The organism is Shewanella sp. SM73 (assembly GCF_025653795.1).
Lineage (GTDB): Bacteria > Pseudomonadota > Gammaproteobacteria > Enterobacterales > Shewanellaceae > Shewanella > Shewanella oncorhynchi.
Genome location: NZ_JAKKRY010000023.1, coordinates 1 through 17,627 on the forward strand (window position 1 = coordinate 1; position 17,627 = coordinate 17,627).

20 protein-coding genes are annotated in these 17,627 nt (G+C 45.9%); 10 read left to right on the forward strand and 10 right to left on the reverse strand.

Going from position 1 to position 17,627, the window contains the following annotated elements:
• Positions 1 to 69 precede the first annotated feature (69 nt).
• Entirely contained in the window at positions 70 to 1,083 is a 1,014-nt protein-coding gene (locus L5M51_RS21515; protein ID WP_263174569.1) for an IS110-like element ISShes7 family transposase, read from the reverse strand.
• 352 nt (positions 1,084 to 1,435) lie between these two features.
• Between L5M51_RS21515 and L5M51_RS21520 the strand changes: the two genes are divergently transcribed.
• Both L5M51_RS21520 and L5M51_RS21525 read left to right on the forward strand, forming a co-directional pair.
• Positions 1,436 to 2,599 carry an HNH endonuclease gene (locus tag L5M51_RS21520; protein ID WP_011787678.1) on the forward strand — a complete coding sequence of 388 codons (1,164 nt, stop codon included), beginning with the start codon at positions 1,436 to 1,438 and terminating at the stop codon, positions 2,597 to 2,599.
• Between the two features lie 453 nt (positions 2,600 to 3,052).
• The gene (locus tag L5M51_RS21525) at positions 3,053 to 3,529 is read left to right on the forward strand and encodes a GNAT family N-acetyltransferase (protein ID WP_263174572.1); all 477 of its coding nucleotides are present in this window, start codon (positions 3,053 to 3,055) and stop codon (positions 3,527 to 3,529) included.
• Between the two features lie 51 nt (positions 3,530 to 3,580).
• Here the strand turns inward: L5M51_RS21525 and L5M51_RS21530 are convergent, their stop codons facing one another.
• Entirely contained in the window at positions 3,581 to 4,768 is a 1,188-nt protein-coding gene (locus L5M51_RS21530) for a benzoate/H(+) symporter BenE family transporter (RefSeq protein WP_263174574.1), read from the reverse strand.
• A gap of 163 nt (positions 4,769 to 4,931) precedes the next feature.
• On the opposite strand from L5M51_RS21530, the gene L5M51_RS21535 reads away from it, so the two are divergent.
• The 3 genes from L5M51_RS21535 (at position 4,932) to L5M51_RS21545 (ending at position 6,238) form a co-directional block, all read left to right on the forward strand.
• Positions 4,932 to 5,507 (forward strand): helix-turn-helix domain-containing protein, encoded by a 576-nt coding sequence (locus tag L5M51_RS21535; RefSeq protein ID WP_263174576.1) that lies wholly within the window; start codon positions 4,932 to 4,934, stop codon positions 5,505 to 5,507.
• A 146-nt stretch (positions 5,508 to 5,653) separates the two neighbouring features.
• Entirely contained in the window at positions 5,654 to 5,977 is a 324-nt protein-coding gene (locus L5M51_RS21540; protein ID WP_105251132.1) for a rhodanese-like domain-containing protein, read from the forward strand.
• Between the two features lie 75 nt (positions 5,978 to 6,052).
• Positions 6,053 to 6,238, forward strand: coding sequence for a hypothetical protein (locus L5M51_RS21545; RefSeq protein ID WP_212600269.1), 186 nt, complete (start codon positions 6,053 to 6,055; stop codon positions 6,236 to 6,238).
• A gap of 167 nt (positions 6,239 to 6,405) precedes the next feature.
• On the opposite strand, the gene azoR is transcribed toward L5M51_RS21545, so the two are convergent.
• The 6 genes from azoR to L5M51_RS21575 all read right to left on the reverse strand — a co-directional run bounded on the left by azoR (position 6,406) and on the right by L5M51_RS21575 (position 10,730).
• The gene (gene azoR, locus L5M51_RS21550; RefSeq protein WP_105251130.1) at positions 6,406 to 7,002 is read right to left on the reverse strand and encodes an FMN-dependent NADH-azoreductase; all 597 of its coding nucleotides are present in this window, start codon (positions 7,000 to 7,002) and stop codon (positions 6,406 to 6,408) included.
• Between the two features lie 181 nt (positions 7,003 to 7,183).
• Positions 7,184 to 7,621 carry a thioesterase domain-containing protein gene (locus L5M51_RS21555; RefSeq protein WP_263174581.1) on the reverse strand — a complete coding sequence of 146 codons (438 nt, stop codon included), beginning with the start codon at positions 7,619 to 7,621 and terminating at the stop codon, positions 7,184 to 7,186.
• A 92-nt stretch (positions 7,622 to 7,713) separates the two neighbouring features.
• Positions 7,714 to 8,151: a D-aminoacyl-tRNA deacylase gene (gene dtd, locus L5M51_RS21560; protein ID WP_263174584.1), complete on the reverse strand. Its 438-nt coding sequence runs from the start codon at positions 8,149 to 8,151 to the stop codon at positions 7,714 to 7,716.
• A gap of 16 nt (positions 8,152 to 8,167) precedes the next feature.
• Complete coding sequence (locus tag L5M51_RS21565; protein ID WP_263174586.1) at positions 8,168 to 8,773, reverse strand: hypothetical protein; 606 nt, start codon at positions 8,771 to 8,773, stop codon at positions 8,168 to 8,170.
• Complete coding sequence (locus L5M51_RS21570) at positions 8,770 to 9,723, reverse strand: alpha/beta fold hydrolase (RefSeq protein ID WP_263174588.1); 954 nt, start codon at positions 9,721 to 9,723, stop codon at positions 8,770 to 8,772. The genes L5M51_RS21565 and L5M51_RS21570 overlap by 4 nt, the downstream gene beginning before the upstream one ends.
• A gap of 35 nt (positions 9,724 to 9,758) precedes the next feature.
• Entirely contained in the window at positions 9,759 to 10,730 is a 972-nt protein-coding gene (locus L5M51_RS21575; protein ID WP_263174590.1) for a virulence factor BrkB family protein, read from the reverse strand.
• Between the two features lie 81 nt (positions 10,731 to 10,811).
• Here L5M51_RS21575 and L5M51_RS21580 point away from each other — a divergent pair, with 81 nt between their 5' ends.
• The 5 genes from L5M51_RS21580 to L5M51_RS21600 all read left to right on the forward strand — a co-directional run bounded on the left by L5M51_RS21580 (position 10,812) and on the right by L5M51_RS21600 (position 15,379).
• Positions 10,812 to 11,033, forward strand: a complete 222-nt coding sequence (locus L5M51_RS21580; protein ID WP_006079786.1) for a hypothetical protein — start codon at positions 10,812 to 10,814, stop codon at positions 11,031 to 11,033.
• Between the two features lie 28 nt (positions 11,034 to 11,061).
• Complete coding sequence (locus tag L5M51_RS21585) at positions 11,062 to 11,715, forward strand: DUF2959 domain-containing protein (protein ID WP_263164370.1); 654 nt, start codon at positions 11,062 to 11,064, stop codon at positions 11,713 to 11,715.
• Positions 11,716 to 11,980: 265 nt separating this feature from the next.
• Entirely contained in the window at positions 11,981 to 13,195 is a 1,215-nt protein-coding gene (locus tag L5M51_RS21590) for a 4Fe-4S binding protein (protein ID WP_263174592.1), read from the forward strand.
• Between the two features lie 282 nt (positions 13,196 to 13,477).
• Positions 13,478 to 13,894, forward strand: coding sequence for a hypothetical protein (locus L5M51_RS21595; RefSeq protein ID WP_105251122.1), 417 nt, complete (start codon positions 13,478 to 13,480; stop codon positions 13,892 to 13,894).
• A 459-nt stretch (positions 13,895 to 14,353) separates the two neighbouring features.
• Complete coding sequence (locus tag L5M51_RS21600) at positions 14,354 to 15,379, forward strand: GGDEF domain-containing protein (protein ID WP_263147818.1); 1,026 nt, start codon at positions 14,354 to 14,356, stop codon at positions 15,377 to 15,379.
• Here the strand turns inward: L5M51_RS21600 and L5M51_RS21605 are convergent.
• Positions 15,273 to 15,503, reverse strand: coding sequence for a hypothetical protein (locus tag L5M51_RS21605; protein WP_263174594.1), 231 nt, complete (start codon positions 15,501 to 15,503; stop codon positions 15,273 to 15,275). The two genes, L5M51_RS21600 and L5M51_RS21605, sit on opposite strands and share 107 nt — an antisense overlap.
• 268 nt (positions 15,504 to 15,771) lie before the next feature.
• A complete protein-coding gene (gene typA / locus L5M51_RS21610) occupies positions 15,772 to 17,583 on the reverse strand; it encodes a translational GTPase TypA (RefSeq protein ID WP_105251119.1) in 1,812 nt (603 codons plus the stop codon).
• Between the last annotated feature and the right edge of the window lie 44 nt (positions 17,584 to 17,627).

Here is a 17,627-nt window from a genome sequence, read left to right on the forward strand (position 1 = left end):
GGTATTACCTGTTACTTCATTATCTGTAGTCGTGTTTTTGGGGTGAGTTTAATACTCGATTTTTACATATTAACAAGGCCGATATTCGCTGCGATGAAACAGCATAGCCCAGATGATCCGCGCCAATTTGTTTGCAATTGCTACTGCCGCTTTCTGTTTACCTCGCCGCTCAATCACCTTTAAGGCCCATACGGAGATCCTGTCATTACTCTTACTTGCATAGCGAATAATCGACCAAGCTCCCTGGATMAGTTGCCGCCGCAGATAGCTGTTACCTCGTTTGGTTATGCCGCCCAATTTTTGTTTTCCCCCACTGGAAAACTCTTTAGGAACCAGTCCTAAATTTGCAGAAAAATGCCGAGCACCATGATAGCCAGAGCCATCTCCGGCAAATGACACCGCGGCAGTGGCAATGATTTCTGCAACGCCTCTTATACCCATCAGTCGCTTGGCATCTGGGTGCGTTCTTGCCTGCAGTTTGATGTCTTTTTCCAGCGAACCTATTGCAACGTTGATCGCACGCAACTCTTCCATCAGCTCACGCATGTATTGGCGTGCAATCGTAGTGAGTTGATTACTGGCATTCTCAAGTAATTCCGGCAGCAAAAGATTCAATGGATTACGTCCTTTAGGGAGGGCTATTCCATATTCACTTAGTAAGCCTCTAATTTGATTGGTTAGTGCAGTGCGTATTCTGATCCGACGCTCGCGAATTCTGTGGGTAATGATGATATCAACCTGCGCTAAGGTTCTCGGCTGGACGAAAATCAGGTTCGGTCTCTGCGCTGCCTCACAGATAGCGAAGGCATCATTGCGATCGTTCTTATTGCCTTTGACAAATGGCTTAACATGCTGAGGCGGGATCAGTTTGACGTCATGCCCGAGAGAAAGTAACTCTCTGCCCCAATAGTTAGAGCCACTGCAGGCTTCCATCGCAATAGTGGCATCAGGGTAAGTACGCAGAAAAGTCAGGAGCTGAGCACGTTTAATCGAACGGTTAAAAACACTCTTGCCTGCTTGATTAACTCCACATACTTGGAAGATATTTTTTGCGAGATCAATTCCTATTAGTGTAACTTTCATTTTGGACACCTTTTGTTGTTATTGAACGTGCAAATTCAATATGGCGTAAATGACGCCTACTTCACAAGAGGTGTCCATCCCATCATCCTGTAAAAAAATAAGTAGTTATAGCTGATAGCTAACATAATCAATGGTGAACAGCTTAGTTAATTCTCAATAAAATTCAATTTTTTATAAATAGTACGTAACATAGAACGATCTTAAATCATGCGCACTTTCTACCCAGAATGATTTTTGCTATCGTAGAAATCAAATTCTAAATCAGTGGGTTGCGACTTATGCTGTCAAGCGATCGGTGGTGAGATTTTGCGAACGATACAAATGTTAGAACAAAAGTGGAATTAGAGAATAAATGATGGATCAGAAATTAAATAAGCGAAGGATTCCGTCGGTTGCAATGCGGGCAAAACTAATTGCAAAGCACAATAATCAATGTGCAATGTGCACCATTTCTGGAGAGGAAATCCCTCTAGAGCTAGCTTCGATTACCCCTTTTAATGAAGGTGGTAGTATGACGGAAGAGAACTTCCTTCTGCTATGCCCGAATTGTCATAGATATATGACTATGGGTCCAAAAGAAATTGAATTTGTGAACTTCCTTTATCAGGTTATTAAGGAAACAAGCCCAGATCAAAAAATCCAACTGGAAGCGATAATTGGAGAGTCACAAAGAGCTAGAGCAGACATTCTCATAGAAGATAGTCGGAACGCGAAGATTCTTATTGAGTGTAAATCCAATAAAGCAATTACAAGAAGTCACAGCTCTAAAATAGTCGAACAGATTTTGGAATATGGCAAGCTAATAGGTGAATGTAAGAAGGTCCTAGCCATACCTGGTAGATTACCGAACGAGATAAAGCAAAACATAGAATCTAATGATATAGAAGTGTGGGACGCAGACTATCTCATTAAGAATTTTAAAGCGGGAATACAAAAGGCAGACAGTAGCTACTTTAAAATGCTTCTAACTGCCATTACTGGGGGAAAAGAAGGCAGTAGAGGTCAAGATTTGCTTAGCAAGTTAAAGTCATGTAATCCGGGCCGTAAAGATTGCTACATATATCAGCGCCTCATTGGTGAAATCATAGAAGAACTATTTTGTCCTCCACTTGATAAGCCGATTCAAGAAGTTAATGATTTTACCAAGTCAAATCGAAGGGATTTCATTGTCCCAAATTATGCAACTGATGGTTTTTGGTCATTTTTGCGCGAAAAATACTCTGCAGACTATGTAGTGATTGATGCCAAAAATTACTCTAGAAAAGTTAAGAAGAGTGATGTCCTTCAAATTGCGAATTATCTAAAACCTCATGGGGCGGGTCTGTTTGGCATTATCTTTTCTAGAAAAGGAGGTGATTTTGCAGGTTGTTTACACACTATTCGAGAACAGTGGATGGTGCATCAAAAATTGATCCTCGTACTTGATGATACTGATGTAGAAAATATGCTCTTATCATCTGGCGGTGCGGCAGATTTAATCGGAGCAAAAATTGAAGAATTCAGGCTATCTATGTAAATAAATCTGGCCATCCATTTCAAATCAAGAAAAGATCCGACAGGCATAACTTTTATTCCTTAAAAATTTACCAATAACACTTGAACCAAAGGAGTACACCATCCCCTCGGAGTTGCCGCAGGGCATTAGCGTTCGTTGCGTGATCGAGGCATGGATGCCGAGATAGCGTCAGTCGAATCAGGGACGAGCGTCTGACGCGATAGCATAAGGACGCTTAATGCCCAAGAGGCTTTCAACTCCGTTGGGGACGCCGAGGGATATCCAAAAGGGGAACAGGCGCTTTTCCCCTTTTGGTCGGGTGTGGGGTGAAACCCCACGACTTTGATTTTTGCTTTGATAAAAAGTTTGTGGCCTAGCATTTGCTTATCCACCATGGCGCATTGGCAAACAGACGACAAAGCGCGATGACGCCATTATGGATAAGCCACAATAATAGGGAGCACCCGATCTGCCATGAAATCCACCACAAGAGCCATGAAAATCACCTTAGATGACCTTAAAGGGCCTGAGATTGCGGCTTTACTGCAGGAACACCTCGACGATATGCGGGCAACCTCACCGCCTGAAAGCGTCCACGCATTAGATCTTGATGGCCTGCGTCAACCCAATATTCGCTTTTGGACCCTCTGGGATGGCAATAATTTAGCGGGCTGTGGTGCACTAAAATGGTTAGATGCCGAGCACGCCGAGATCAAATCGATGCGCACCGCCGCGCCCTATAAGCAGCAAGGTATAGCGTCTAAGATATTGCAGCACTTGATTAACGATGCCAAAAGCGCTGGCGTCAAACGCCTGAGTCTAGAGACAGGTTCGATGGACTTCTTTAACCCCGCTCGCTTACTCTACTGCAAATTTGGTTTTGAAATCTGCGGCCCCTTCGACACCTATCAACTCGATCCCAATAGCGTGTTTATGACGAAGAGAATCTAAAACACATGCGCCTTAGTCTTTGAAATTCATCTCTAAGGCGCTTTGCTGCAGTTAAGTATTCGCTCGCTTAACTACTGATGCAGTTCTGTGCCCGTTCCACCAATGGATAATAAACCCAAGCAACAGTCCCCAAAATGCGCTGCCGATGCCCAGCACACTAAAACCTGATGCCGTGACCAAGAAAGTGATCACCGCCACTTCACGATCTTCGGTTTTAGCTAATGCGGCGGTCAGACTATTGGCGATAGTGCCGAGCAGCGCTAATCCGGCGATGGCCAGAACTAACTCCTTCGGGAAAGCGGAAAACAGGCCAACCACAGTAGCGCCGAGTAACCCAGTGATAAAGTAAAATACCCCGCCCCACACCGCCGCCCAGTAACGGGTCGCCGGATTCGGGTCTGCTTCTCTACCCATGCAAATCGCCGCTGTGATGGCGGATAAATTAAAGGCAAAACCGCCAAAGGGCGCGAGGATAACCCCGATTAGCCCTGTGCTCGTGATCAAAGGTGAAATGGGTGGCCTGTAACCATTACCGTGCAGCGCAGCAACGCCCGGCATATTTTGCGAGGCCATAGTCACCACAAACAGCGGCAGCGCCACGCCAATCACACTCGCCAACGAAAACTCAGGTGTCGTCCACACCGGCATCGCCAGTTGTAACTGAACGGCATCTAGCTTGAGCAAATCTAATTGAAAACTCATGCCTATACCCACCAACAAGGTCAGTAAGATGATGTAACGCGGCGCAAAAGGCTTAACGACGACAAACACCAACAACATGATCAAAATTAGACTCAGCTGGGTTTGCATCGCCTGAAATAGCCCTAGGCCAAATTGCAGCAGAATCCCCGCCAACATGGCTGAAGCGACTGACTGCGGCATGATACGAATAAGTTTATCCATCCAGCCCGCAACACCGCAAAGAGTGATTAACATCGAACTCACCAGAAAAGCGCCTATGGCTTGATTGACGCTCAATCCCGCAAGGCTTGTCACCATCAGCGCCGCGCCCGGTGTAGACCAAGCCGTTAGAATAGGATTCTTGTAGTAAAGCGATAACCCTATGCTGGTCACGCCCATGCCCACACCTAAAGCCCACAGCCATGAACTGATTTGTGCTGGTGTCGCCCCCACAGCCTCCGCCGCTTGAAAGATGATCACAGCAGAGCTGCTATAACCCACTAATACCGCAATAAATCCCGCTGATATTTTTGATAAACTCCCTGCATCTCGCCACATATCCACTCCCTTTCTCTGCAATTGATGTCGCCATTACTTTGTGCGCTATAACTTATAAAATGAACAAGATAGCTTTTGTGCGCTATAACGTACGAGATGGACAAGATAACACCTGTGCGTTATAACGTACAAACTAAATTTTCATAAAAATGATGGGGCCATTGTGCAGACGATAAACAGCTATCTCGCCACCACGCTTAAAGCACTTCGCAACCAAAAGGGATGGAGTTTAGATAAAGCCGCCCAAGAGACGGGCGTTAGTAAGGCCATGATAGGACAAATCGAGCGCGGTGAATCAAGCCCAACCATTGCAACGCTGTGGAAAATAGCCAGTGGATTCAATATCTCGCTGTCGACCTTTCTCGAACCCACACCACAGAGCCAAGGCGCAGTATTCCGTAAACCCGACGAGTTACGCCAACAACCCGCTACCGACGGCATGCTAGTCGCCTCACTCTTCCCCTTTGAAGAGCGCTTCGGTTTCGAGATGTTTGAACTCACGCTGCTGCCAAACTATGAGCGCCTTTCTGAGCCCCATGAAACGGGTGTCACTGAGCATGTCATTGTCTTGAGCGGCACTATGGAAGTGCTAGTCGATGGCGAGTGGCAACCACTCAAGCAAGGTGAAGCAGTACGATTTGCGGCCGACAAACCCCATGGCTATCGCAATCTAAACGACCAAGCCGTGGTATTCCACGACATCATTCACTATCAAAGAGGCAATGAATTTAGCTTGTAGTAGCTTATCTAACGCCAGTAATGCAGAGTTCAAGTACCAACAACGCCAAAGACCAAACCATTCACTGCCGATAATCTGCAGCGCTTGCACTCGCCAATTCATTAGAATAAACTTATTGAAAATTTTCTAATGGTAGGAGCAATGCTATGTTTCAATCTTTACTGGCTAAGTTATCCGGCAGCCACTCGGGCGAAAAATGTTGGCAATTGATTGAGCAAGGCGCACGGGTGATTGATGTGCGTTCACCAGAGGAATTTGCCTCCGGTCACTTGCCCCAAGCCATTAATGTGCCATTGCCAACGCTCGACCAATGGTTACACCAAGTCGACAATAAGCAACATCCCTTCGTGCTCTACTGTGGCGCAGGGATTCGAGCACAAAAGGGCTGCGACATTCTCAAGGCCAATGGCTTTAGCTGCGTGGTAAATGGTGGCTCGCTTAAAGATTTAGTCTGCTGCCAGCCGAGCTAATTTAAGCCTTGGTTGTGCGGCGCTAATCAGGCCAGTCTGTACATTGTGATGACTTAAATATCTGCGAGGTGGTGTATGCATAAAACAAATCATGCCAAAACGTTACAGTTTGAAGCCACACAGGTTAACCCTGCTGAAAAGCCGCTTGGAACTGAACGCCATACACGCTTTATCATCAGTCGTAATCGCGACCAAGCCTGCACTAAGGTGCGTTATATTGAGACAAGCACCCTCGCCAATGGCTGCAGCCTTTGCGAATAAACAGCTAAGCGTGCCACTTAAAACTAGCCACTCGAGTCTAGCCGCTCAAACCTAGCCACTTAAGCCAAGCGTGCTTAGCTGAAATGCACATACAAAAATGCCAGCCTATTAAGGGCTGGCATTATTTATTCAGCTAAATCAAATGACTCAGCTAATCAACGGAACAATTAAGCTTTCAGCTGATCGATACTGTGTTTCGCTTCGCCCATGCCTTTGTCGTGGGCTTCAGGACCCATGTTCAGCGCTTCGGCGTAAACCACTTCAACATTGGTGATACCCATAAAGCCTAAAACCGTTTTCAAGTAAGGTACAACGTGATCCGTTGGGCCATCTTTGTGAGCGCCGCCACGGGTCGTCACCAACACAGCGCGTTTACCTTCCACTAATCCTTTTGGACCTGTTTCAGTGTAAGTAAAAGTCACACCGGCACGGGCGACAAAATCGATCCAGTTTTTAAGTTGAACCGGAATCGTAAAGTTGTACATAGGTGCAGCGATAACAATCGTATCGTTCGCTTTTAATTCAGCGACTAAGGTATCTGATAAGGCGAGCATTTCTTGCTGACGTGCGGATAATTCTGCACCACCGCGTAACCCAGAAGCGATTTCACCGTCTACCATAGGCAGTACGTCTTTACCGCCTAAATCACGCACTGTAATAGCGGCGCCTTGGGTTTCCCAGTGACTCGCTAAGTGGTCAATTAACACGGCAGATTGTGAATAACCGCCAAGAATGCTTGATTTTAAAATTAAGACTTTAGACATAATCTGCTCCGAAAATAGGTAAATGACTCAGAGTCAGATGGAATATCTCAACTCTATGACGCTAGTGTATTAGCCCATAAAAAAGAAATAAAGCGGATAAAATCTGAGATTAGCTTCGATTTTTCAGAAAGGATATACGTCATCTTCGACGTACAGATACACTAAGTTGTTTTCGACGCATTCATACTTTCGACGTACTAACATACAGACCTTCAAAAACCGCACACAGTGAATCCATACAATACAATTGCACTTCCAGCTTCACCTTAACTCTGCGCCCCCTTTGTAACGGGCTGAGATCCACATCTGGCCATTGTACTTTTACCACAGGGTCACAAGTCACAGGAGCAAGATAACGAATATGGGCATCGGCGAGCACAATATCACCCGCCACGCCCACCAACTGTTGATTTAGCCACACGGCACCCCAGCCTGTTAAGGTCATCAAGGTATAAATGCTGCCCGCAAACATGGTCTGATGCAGATTAAGATTGGGCGTCATCGGCGCTGTGACTCGAAACTCTCCCTCGATATAATCGAGTGGCACTATCTGCATAAACTCGCTAACGGGGATCGTACGATGCCAAGTCTGGCGTAATTTAATGAGTAATTGATCCATGTATATTCTCTTAATACTCCCTTGGTACAAGCGACATTGATTATGCCTAGCACCCCATCACCTAGACCCCTAGATAAACATCACGATAGAAGCTACACCTGCAGATTAAAGGTCACAGGGCCATCATTGACTAAGGACACTTGCATATCGGCGCCGAACTGTCCGGTTTCTGTGTGAACGCCCTTAGCGCGGCAGAATGCGACAAACTCTTCATACAAGCCTAAAGCTTGTTCCGGCGTACCCGCCCCTGAAAAACTCGGCCTCAAGCCTCGGCCTGTATCAGCGGCCAAGGTAAATTGTGACACGACTAATAAAGACCCACCGACTTGTTCTAGATTGAGATTCATCTTGCCATTTTCATCGGAAAAAACGCGATAACTCATGACTTTAGTCGCCAACTTTTCCATCTTCTCGCGGGTATCTTCTTGCTCGACACCGAGCAGAACCAACAAGCCTTTATTGATTTCACCTAAGGTTTGGTTATCAACCACCACACTGGCGTGACTCACTCTTTGAATTAACGCAATCACAACTTTTCCTTTTAGATTAAGGCTTAACGGGAACCATTTGCGGCATTAGCGGGAGCGGGCGGATATATTGCTCTACGCCATCAGGCAAAGATTGTACGACTTGCGCCAAGCCGCCATTAGTCCACAGCATAAAACGACGTAACTCTTCTATTTCAATACGGTCGGCAAAGGTCACTGTACCTTGCACTTGAATCACTGCGCCTTGGTCCAGCAACACAAACTTGGCAAAATTAAGCTTCTGATTCAAGGTGCCAATCACGGCAGGCAACTCTTGGCTAGCCTGCAATTGCGGGTGCACAGCATAGAAGCGATTCATTAAAATACGGTCAATGCCCGCCGAATTGATACTCGGCTCAAGCAAGAATTGGTTATTACCAAACTGCACAGCCACTTTAGTCGGTGCAACTTGGGTGGCCAGATAATTTGCGTCAATCAACGCTTGATACAAGCGCTCAGCGGCAGTTTCATTGGTTAACCCACCGAGTTCAACAACTTTGGGCGCGACAGGGGCACTCACGACCTCCGGAGTCGCAACTTGATCAATAGCGCTTGTTTCAGATGGGGCCGTAGTAGCACACGCGGTTAATCCGAGTAAACTGGCACTGATGAGCAATGTTTTCATTGTATTTCCCTTTGATGTATCCACGACCACATAGCATGGATTTCTGCTGTAACCGCCAAAAACAAAGACTCACTATTGAGCATATGTCCGCCATCGACAACAGATTGAATTGTAATAGCATGCTCCAACCCAGCCAAAAAATCGCGTAATAGCGTCGCTGGGCAAATCGCATCCTGCATTCCTTGCAATAACACACTACGCGCCTTCACTCTAGGCGTCACGCGCTGTAACACATTCATGGCATTGAAGTAATTATGTCGAGCAAAGTGTAACTCGATATTGGCTAATGCTAATACGGATTCGGGTAACAGCCTTGGTAGCACTAATCTCGCCCCCGCAAGCTGCAACTCCCACTGTACCCAACGCCGCGCAAAATGGTATCGCACATTTTCATCGGCCGATGCCAAACCTTGATGGTACGAATCCAGTAATTCAATCAGCGATAACTGAGCCGGAAAAATGTCATTGAAGAGTCGATAAGCAGCAGGTTGCAATTTTGCCGCGCCGTCAGCGCCATAGAGCCAGTCGAGACCTTCTTTGGATGGAATAAATAACGCCCACAGTACCTGTGCAATCACCCGCTCTGGGAATAATCCGCTGTAAATTAAGCCTAATGTGGCCCCAAAAGAGCCTCCGACTAAACACCAACGCTCAATACCCAATGCAAGGCGAATCGCCTCAATATCGCTAATCAAACCAGTGAGATGGTTATTGGCTAAATCGCCAAAGGGTAAAGATTGCCCAGACCCGCGTTGATCTAAAAGCAAAATCCAATATTGATCGCCATTAAATAAAGCTAAATCACCGATATCACAACCCGCTCCTGGACCGCCGTGCAAATACAGCAGTGGGATACCTTGTGGATTACCGTATTGCGCCAGATGCAATTGCTGACCATTGCCAACGTTAAACCAGTCGCGACGGATAAAAGATGGGAAGGATTCAGGCATTCAGTGTCATCGCCATTAATAATCCTCTAATGGGGTCATTCAGATTTAGCCACCGCCTTGAGTGCCGTCACCTCAGCCGAAGTTAACACCGCAGCGGAATTTTCTTGGGAGGCATTGTCTAGGGGCTTAGCATTCAGAACGGTTTCGTCATCATCTGAGCTCGACTCATAATCTAAATACTCAGGCATAGCGGCGGTAATTTCCGCGCCGAGTAATACTATCATCCACGATAAATACACCCAGACAAAGATAATGGGGATCACGGCTAAAGCACCATAAATCGCTTCATAACTCGGAAACTGAGTGACATACAAAGCAAAGGCTTTTTTGCCTAACTCAAACAAGATTGCGGCAACAATCGCCCCTAATAGTGCATGTAGAAACTTCACTTTTTGATTAGGCACCACCATATACAACAACAAAAATGCCGCCACAGAGAAAAGCATAGGTAAACGCTCAAGAAACACGGGCACCACACCCGACAACTGACCGTCAAAGACCTTCAATGACACCACGTAGGAAGTGGCGACCAAACTGGCCCCCACCAATACCGGGCCCAAAGTGATGACCATCCAATACATAGAAAAAGCCACCACCACTGAACGCTTCTCTTTAGTGCGCCAAATGTTATTAAGCGATTTATCAATGGCAGAAATCAGCAAAATGGCAACCACGACTAAGGCCGCAATCCCGACCGCAGTCCCCTTAGAGGCATTGGCCACAAACTCATTGATATACACTTGCACAGTATCGCCAGCGGCGGGTAAAAAATTCTGATAAACGAAACCTTCTATCTGTCCACGTATCCCCTTAAATACCGGAAAAGCTGACAGCATAGACATAGTCACCGCCACCATAGGCACGAGTGACAACAGTGTGACATAGGCTAAATGTCCGGCGCGGATATTGATTTGATCTTCAACTAAACGCCGTCTCAAATGCAGCAGGAAGTGCCAGATCCCGAGGAATAAGGCGCGAATTTGTGCCAGTTCTATCTTCTTAGTCACGGGTTTCTCTTGATTCTGTTGGTATAGACTCGTTATCTTCGTACAATAAACACTTAATTTACAAGTCTAAGGAGTGAATTGATGTCTCAACAAGGATCTGCAGGTAACGTTATTTCTGCTATTGCTAGCCTATTTTTTCCTGGGCTAGGCCAATTATTGCAAGGCAGAATAATGGCCGCACTGTTATTTTTCATTATCACAGTGGTGGGTTATGCCCTCTGGTGGCTGATTGTGCCCGCGGTAATAGGTGCTATCTTTCATCTGTGGAGCATTATCGATGCGGCGCGATTTAAAGCCGATTAATTAATTTCATTCAGCGACGGAACACCCAATGAAAAGACTGATAGCTTCAGGGCTGATTGCCACAAGTCTCCTGCTTAGTGGTTGCCAGAGTGCCTACTACGGCGCAATGGAAAAGGTCGGTTACCATAAACGCGATATTATGGTCGACAGAGTTAAAGATGCGAAAAAATCCCAACAGGATGCTCAAAAAGAGTTCAGCTCTGCCCTAGAAGAAATGCAAGCACTGCTCAATTACAGTGATGGCAACTTAGAAAAAGCCTATAGCAGAGCCAAAGATGAATACGAATCGGCTCAAAGTGCCGCCGATAACGTCAGCAACCGCATCAATAAAGTCGAAGATGTAGCCGAAGCCCTGTTCGATGAGTGGCAAAATGAAATTAGCGAGATCAGTAAAGCCAACCTACGCCGCAACAGTGAAACTAAACTCAAAGAAACGCGCCGCGCCTATGAACAATTGATCAAAAGTATGCGCCGTGCCGAGTCAAAAATGCCGCCGATACTCACCGCCATGAAAGACAATATGCTGTATCTCAAGCATAACTTGAACGCCCAAGCCATTGGTGCGATTAAAAGCGAATTTGCGAGTCTGCAAACCGATATTTCGGCCCTGATTAAAGAGATGAACACCTCGATTAACGAATCAAGCAAATTTATCGAAGCACTCGAAAAATCAAAAAATTAATCCAAATGCTCCACTGAATTCCTAAGCCCTAGCAACTAAATTGCTGGGGCTTTTTATTCTTTGTGTGACCTCGCCCTATGTCCCTGCAAGCCATACTTTATTTGTGCAAGACTAAAACACTTAGCTTTGTGAGCTATGGCGCGCTTTAATTGATTGATAGCGCGAATCTTAGATCTGACGCACAATTTCACTTATTACTCAAAAACTTATCCTCAGTTCACCACTCAGAGCCTGTACTTGTAACTTATTAGCTGTATTCATCACTATGACTTTTATCGAATCACTCACGCTGATGTTGGCACTCATGTATCTCGCCTCCCTCAGCTATTGGAGCGGCCAGAAATGGGGCGCGGTCGCCACACTGTTGCTCAGTATCGGTGCGGTGGCAATGAGTCTTTATTGGCCACTGGCTCTCGGGCTTCTTATTGCACTGCCACTGATGCTACTTGGGCATAAATTTGCGCCTGATGCACTCAAGGGTGAAATTAAAATCAATACCCTTCGTGAAGGGACTCAACATGTCTTAGCGCTATCGCTCTTGCTGGTTGCCATACAATACACAATCAATACCGTACTGCTTAAGCAAGGAATCACACCTTGGCTAATGCGCCCAGACGTAGTCGATGCCTTTTTACCGATTGCGGGTGGCATTGAGCTTAAAGCCATTATCAGCCTCAATTTGTGGGATCAAACCCATCCTGCGGCAGCAGTCATGCTAGCGGCGGTATTACTCACAGGTTTACTCTGCAAGCGGGCATTTTGCGGTTGGGCTTGCCCATTAGGTCTGGCAGGGGAATACCTGTATTCCTTTAGAAAACGCTTTATTAAATCAGAGCTTACACCACCTTCTTGGCTAGATTGGCCACTGCGAATGTTGAAATATCTATTACTCCTAGCACTTTGCTACATAGTCATTGGTATGCCAGCACAATCCATCCCCCATTATCTTGAAGGTAATTATCATAAGATTGCCGACTTAAAGATGGCATTGTTCTTCCTAACACCCAGCCTAATCACGCTACTGGTATTTGCGCTGATCCTCGCTTTAGCTGCATGGCGTCGTCAGGGATTCTGCCGTTACTTGTGTCCCTATGGTGCAATGCTTGGGATCTTAAGCTTTGCGAGCCCATTAAAAATCCGCCGCAATACCCAGCACTGCCTTATCGAAGCAAAAGGGATGAAATGCGACAAGTGTACCCGCGCTTGCCCAGCAAACATCATAGTGCACACTAAAACCACGGTTCGCAGTGACGAATGCCAAGCCTGCATGCGCTGTGTCGCGGCTTGCCCTAAATCTGCCGCCCTCGGCCTTGGGCTGAAATCCGGCCACAGACTCGGTCATAAGGGATTGCTCGCATTAGTGCTTATCGCATTATTTATCCTACCGCTGGGCGCTTACTTAGCAGGTTTCTGGCATAGCCAAACACCAGACAACATCCGCATGGAATTGATCCAAGTGATTAATAGAATTGGGCACTAGAACACGCGACATCACTAGAACACCTAAAATGACACATATGATGGGATCCAATTGCGATGGAATAAAACACTAACGAAATTGAAAAACAGCAGCAGATAAGACTAGAAAACCTCAAAATGGAAACCCTTAGGTACAACTAAAGGTTGACCCGCTTAGTAGGAGTAATCTGAAAGGATTAAAATAAAATCATATAGAACAGATGCTTAATTGACACAAAATCTAATTACTGGTCTAATTCGCGCGCATTTAATAAAGGAATGTATTAACCAAAGGAATTATTGTGTGAAAAAATCATTATTGATCGCTCTTACTGCTCTACCATTATTTGCTTATGCTGGCCCATTCGATTCAATCGTTAAATCAGCAACTCAATCTGTCACTGACACAGTGAATGATACGGCGACCAATGCGTTAGACAGCGCAACGAATGAAGCGATTAAAAATACATTCGGCATTAAAGAAGGCTCAACCAAGCAAACAATCACTGAAAAATTAGGTGCGCCTGCTAGTACTTATAATGAAGCGGATCTAGAAGTTTGGGCCTATGATCTTAGTGCATTAAATGCAGCTTCTCCAATGCTGGCAGAAACCACTAAGACTTTGCTAAAAGATAATGAAGTCGCTCAGAAAAATGTGACTATCAGCTTCAAAGGTGAAAGTGTCAATGCGGTAAAATTGGCAGATAAAGCTAAGTCATAAGCTTGACTGCTCACTCGATAGGGCTCTAAGTCCTATCGAGTATCCCGATGTCCTCGGCCGCACCACAGCCATGATAGGCGTTAGCAATAAAGCCACTGCCAAGTAATACTATCCAGAAAAACCTCACCTGCCGCCTAGTGACACACTCAGCTAACGCAATCCAGTAACCTCTCATCAGCAACCCCTGCTAAGCAATACCAACAAGCTTTGCCTGATTTTGAACCAACCCAACAGGCTGTGTTAAATAATACTTGGGCTAAATGATACATTAAGTGAATACAAAACAATTTTGTCTCACAGACCATACTGCAGATAATGGCTTACATCACTCTCTGCAGTATTTTTAATATATACGTCATAAAATTGATTACAATCAGGCAACAGCTAGACTTTATCGCAGATAATATTCCTATACGGATATTAGGAAAATGGTTTTATGTTCCCCAACGGAGCTAACCTATGCGACCCGACCGACAGCAATTGATCCATTCGTTATTTGACGAATATATTGAGATGTATGCCTCCCGTGATGACAGGCTAACTCGTCGCTTTAGTGATAACTTTAGCGGCTATGCAGGGAGCAGTGACCAGCTTGTCACCAGCAGGGAAGAATGGGTGCGAATCACTCGTCAGGACTTTGCACAAGTGCCTGAGCGAATCCACATCGAAATGTTAGATCTTTCTTTACAAGACCTTGCCGACAACCTCGTGGTTGTGACTGCCTTTTTCCATATCCACTTACCTATCCCTAATCCTATGCTTTCCCGCGAAACAGCACGGCTAGTGTTGATATTTCACCGAGAAAACAACGACTGGATGATTGTCCACAGTGGCATATCCATCCCCTACGGCTTAGCCCACAAAGGGGAAATTTACCCGATCGCGCGATTAGAGGAACGTAACGTCGAACTTGAATCCATGATCACAGCTCGAACTAGTGAGCTGGCAGAAGCCAATAGGCAACTTGAAATACTCAGCAATACCGACGGTTTAACCAATATCGGCAATCGCCGCCTATTTGACATGATGTTACAAACGGAGTGGAGTCGTGGACAAAGGAGCAATTCATCACTGGCCCTCATCATGCTCGATATTGACCACTTTAAACAATTTAACGATCACTATGGCCACCTCGCCGGAGACGATTGCCTTAAACAATTAGCGAGTACACTGTCCCAGTCCGGTCGCAGAGCGGGCGAATTAGTCGCTCGCTACGGCGGCGAAGAATTTGTCATTCTATTACCGAATGTCGATAATCAAACCGTACTTGAGACAGCGCAGCATATACATCAGTTGATCCAAGCCATTGCCATTCCGCATGCAAATACCGACCTTGGGATTGTAACAGTGAGCGCAGGCGTCGCCTATCTGCAACCCTCTAACAAACAAAATGCTCTAGAACTCGTTCGCCAAGCGGACGCCGCCCTCTACCGCGCAAAATCCGCTGGCCGCAATTGCATACGGGTGATGGATGAGGACGACTAATACCAATCGTATTAAATATCTGTTCATTCAGCGCGAGTTCAACGCGCTTTAGACAAGGCGAAGGCTTGAAGGCATAGTGGTGCTCTGTCGAAAGCCTTAAACGCACTATAAAGCGCGTTACCATGTAGTGAACATCAGCCGCCCTTCGGGAGCCACACAGGCATCCCACTCCCGTGTTGCATTGACTTAAAAGGGAATAACCATTTCTGCGTCAATGCGCCTTGGATTGAGATGCCTGTGAGGCTCTGAACTGATTAGCTATTTAATGTGATTGGTATAATACCCATTACTCAATTTATCCCAACAAAAAGCCCTGCACAGTTTCCTATGCAGGGCTTTTTAAACCGATTGACTCACCTTAAGGGCGTGTCACCTGAGTTAACAGGCTGGCATTAACCGCGGTTAAAGCGCTTACGATCGTTTTCAGTCAAGTGTCTCTTACGAACACGAATGTTCTTAGGCGTTACTTCAACTAATTCATCATCATCGATGAACTCAAGCGCTTGCTCAAGTGTCATTGTGATTGGCGTAGTCAGCACTTGGGCTTCGTCAGTACCAGAAGCACGCATGTTGGTCAGCTGCTTACCTTTCAAACAGTTAACAGTCAGATCGTTTGAGCGAGCGTGAATACCAACCACTTGGCCTTCGTATACTTCAGCGGCGTGGCCGATAAAGAGACGACCGCGATCTTGCAGACCGAACAGTGCGAAGGTCAGAGCCTTACCCGTTGCGTTAGAGATCAATACGCCGTTAGCGCGTTGACCGATATCGCCACCTTTATGTGGACCGTAATGGTCGAATGAGTGATAAATTAGACCAGTACCAGAAGTCGCAGTCATAAACTCAGTTTGGAAACCGATTAAACCACGGCTTGGGATGATGAAGTCGATACGGACACGACCTTTACCATCAAGCTGCATGTCTTTCATTTCAGCTTTACGGGTACCTAACTTCTCGATTACTGTGCCTTGATCTTCTTCTTCAACGTCAACAGTCAAGGTTTCAAATGGTTCACACAGTTCACCGTCGATAGTTTTCAGAATAACTTCTGGACGTGATACGGCTAACTCGTAACCTTCACGACGCATGTTTTCAATCAAGATTGATAAATGCAATTCACCACGGCCAGATACACGGAAGCGATCTGGACTTTCTGTTTCTTCAACACGCAGTGCCACGTTGTGGACTAATTCTGTTTGCAGACGCTCCAGAATGTTACGTGAAGTCACATACTTACCTTCTTTACCTGCAAAAGGTGAAGTATTAACTTGGAAAGTCATGGTCAGAGTAGGTTCATCAACAGTCAAAGGTGGCATAGCTTCTACTGCACCAACGGCACAGATAGTGTCAGAAATTTTCAGCTCGCCTAAACCAGTGATAGCAACGATGTCGCCAGCGTTAGCAATTTCAACTTCAGTACGGTCTAGACCCATGTAACCTAATACTTGGCCCATTTTACCGTTACGAGTTTTGCCATCTGCGCCAATAATAGTCACTTGTTGGTTAGTTTTAACGCTACCACGCTTGATGCGGCCGATACCGATAACACCCACGTATGAGTTGTAGTCGATTTGCGAAATTTGCATCTGGAACGCGCCTTCGGCGTCAGCATCTGGGAAAGATACTTTTTCAACGATAGTTTGGAACAGCGGCGTCATATCATCGCTCGCTACATCCGGATCTAAAGTTGCAAAACCGTTTAACGCAGAAGCGTAGACGATTGGGAAATCTAGTTGCTCGTCAGTTGCACCTAAGTTATCGAACAGGTCGAATACTTGGTCAATAACCCAATCTGGGCGTGCACCTGGACGGTCAATTTTGTTGATAACAACGATTGGCTTTAAGCCTTGAGCAAACGCTTTCTTGGTTACGAAGCGAGTTTGTGGCATTGGACCATCAACGGCATCAACCAGCAATAATACTGAGTCAACCATAGACAGAACACGCTCAACCTCACCACCGAAATCGGCGTGGCCTGGGGTATCAACGATGTTAATACGGTAGTCGTTCCACTTGATGGCAGTATTCTTTGCCAGAATCGTGATCCCACGTTCCTTTTCAAGATCGTTGGAGTCCATCACCCGCTCAGTGGCTTCTCCTCGGGTTGCAAGGGTGCCTGACTGTGACAGCAACTTGTCTACCAGGGTCGTTTTGCCATGGTCAACGTGTGCAATAATGGCGATGTTACGTAAATTCTCTAGCACGGATAAACCTCTTACCATCAAACAAAAATAGGGATATTTCAGTA

Bases quoted from the DNA above. Each gene is read 5' to 3' on its own strand.
- L5M51_RS21520 (WP_011787678.1), top strand. From the start codon at position 1,436: ATGATGGATCAGAAATTAAATAAGCGAAGGATTCCGTCGGTTGCAATG.
- L5M51_RS21525 (WP_263174572.1), top strand. From the start codon at position 3,053: ATGAAATCCACCACAAGAGCCATGAAAATCACCTTAGATGACCTTAAA.
- L5M51_RS21530 (WP_263174574.1), bottom strand. From the start codon at position 4,768: ATGTGGCGAGATGCAGGGAGTTTATCAAAAATATCAGCGGGATTTATT.
- L5M51_RS21540 (WP_105251132.1), top strand. From the start codon at position 5,654: ATGTTTCAATCTTTACTGGCTAAGTTATCCGGCAGCCACTCGGGCGAA.
- L5M51_RS21545 (WP_212600269.1), top strand. From the start codon at position 6,053: ATGCATAAAACAAATCATGCCAAAACGTTACAGTTTGAAGCCACACAG.
- azoR (WP_105251130.1), bottom strand. From the start codon at position 7,002: ATGTCTAAAGTCTTAATTTTAAAATCAAGCATTCTTGGCGGTTATTCA.
- L5M51_RS21555 (WP_263174581.1), bottom strand. From the start codon at position 7,621: ATGGATCAATTACTCATTAAATTACGCCAGACTTGGCATCGTACGATC.
- L5M51_RS21565 (WP_263174586.1), bottom strand. From the start codon at position 8,773: ATGAAAACATTGCTCATCAGTGCCAGTTTACTCGGATTAACCGCGTGT.
- L5M51_RS21570 (WP_263174588.1), bottom strand. From the start codon at position 9,723: ATGCCTGAATCCTTCCCATCTTTTATCCGTCGCGACTGGTTTAACGTT.
- L5M51_RS21580 (WP_006079786.1), top strand. From the start codon at position 10,812: ATGTCTCAACAAGGATCTGCAGGTAACGTTATTTCTGCTATTGCTAGC.
- L5M51_RS21585 (WP_263164370.1), top strand. From the start codon at position 11,062: ATGAAAAGACTGATAGCTTCAGGGCTGATTGCCACAAGTCTCCTGCTT.
- L5M51_RS21590 (WP_263174592.1), top strand. From the start codon at position 11,981: ATGACTTTTATCGAATCACTCACGCTGATGTTGGCACTCATGTATCTC.
- L5M51_RS21600 (WP_263147818.1), top strand. From the start codon at position 14,354: ATGCGACCCGACCGACAGCAATTGATCCATTCGTTATTTGACGAATAT.
- L5M51_RS21605 (WP_263174594.1), bottom strand. From the start codon at position 15,503: ATGGTAACGCGCTTTATAGTGCGTTTAAGGCTTTCGACAGAGCACCAC.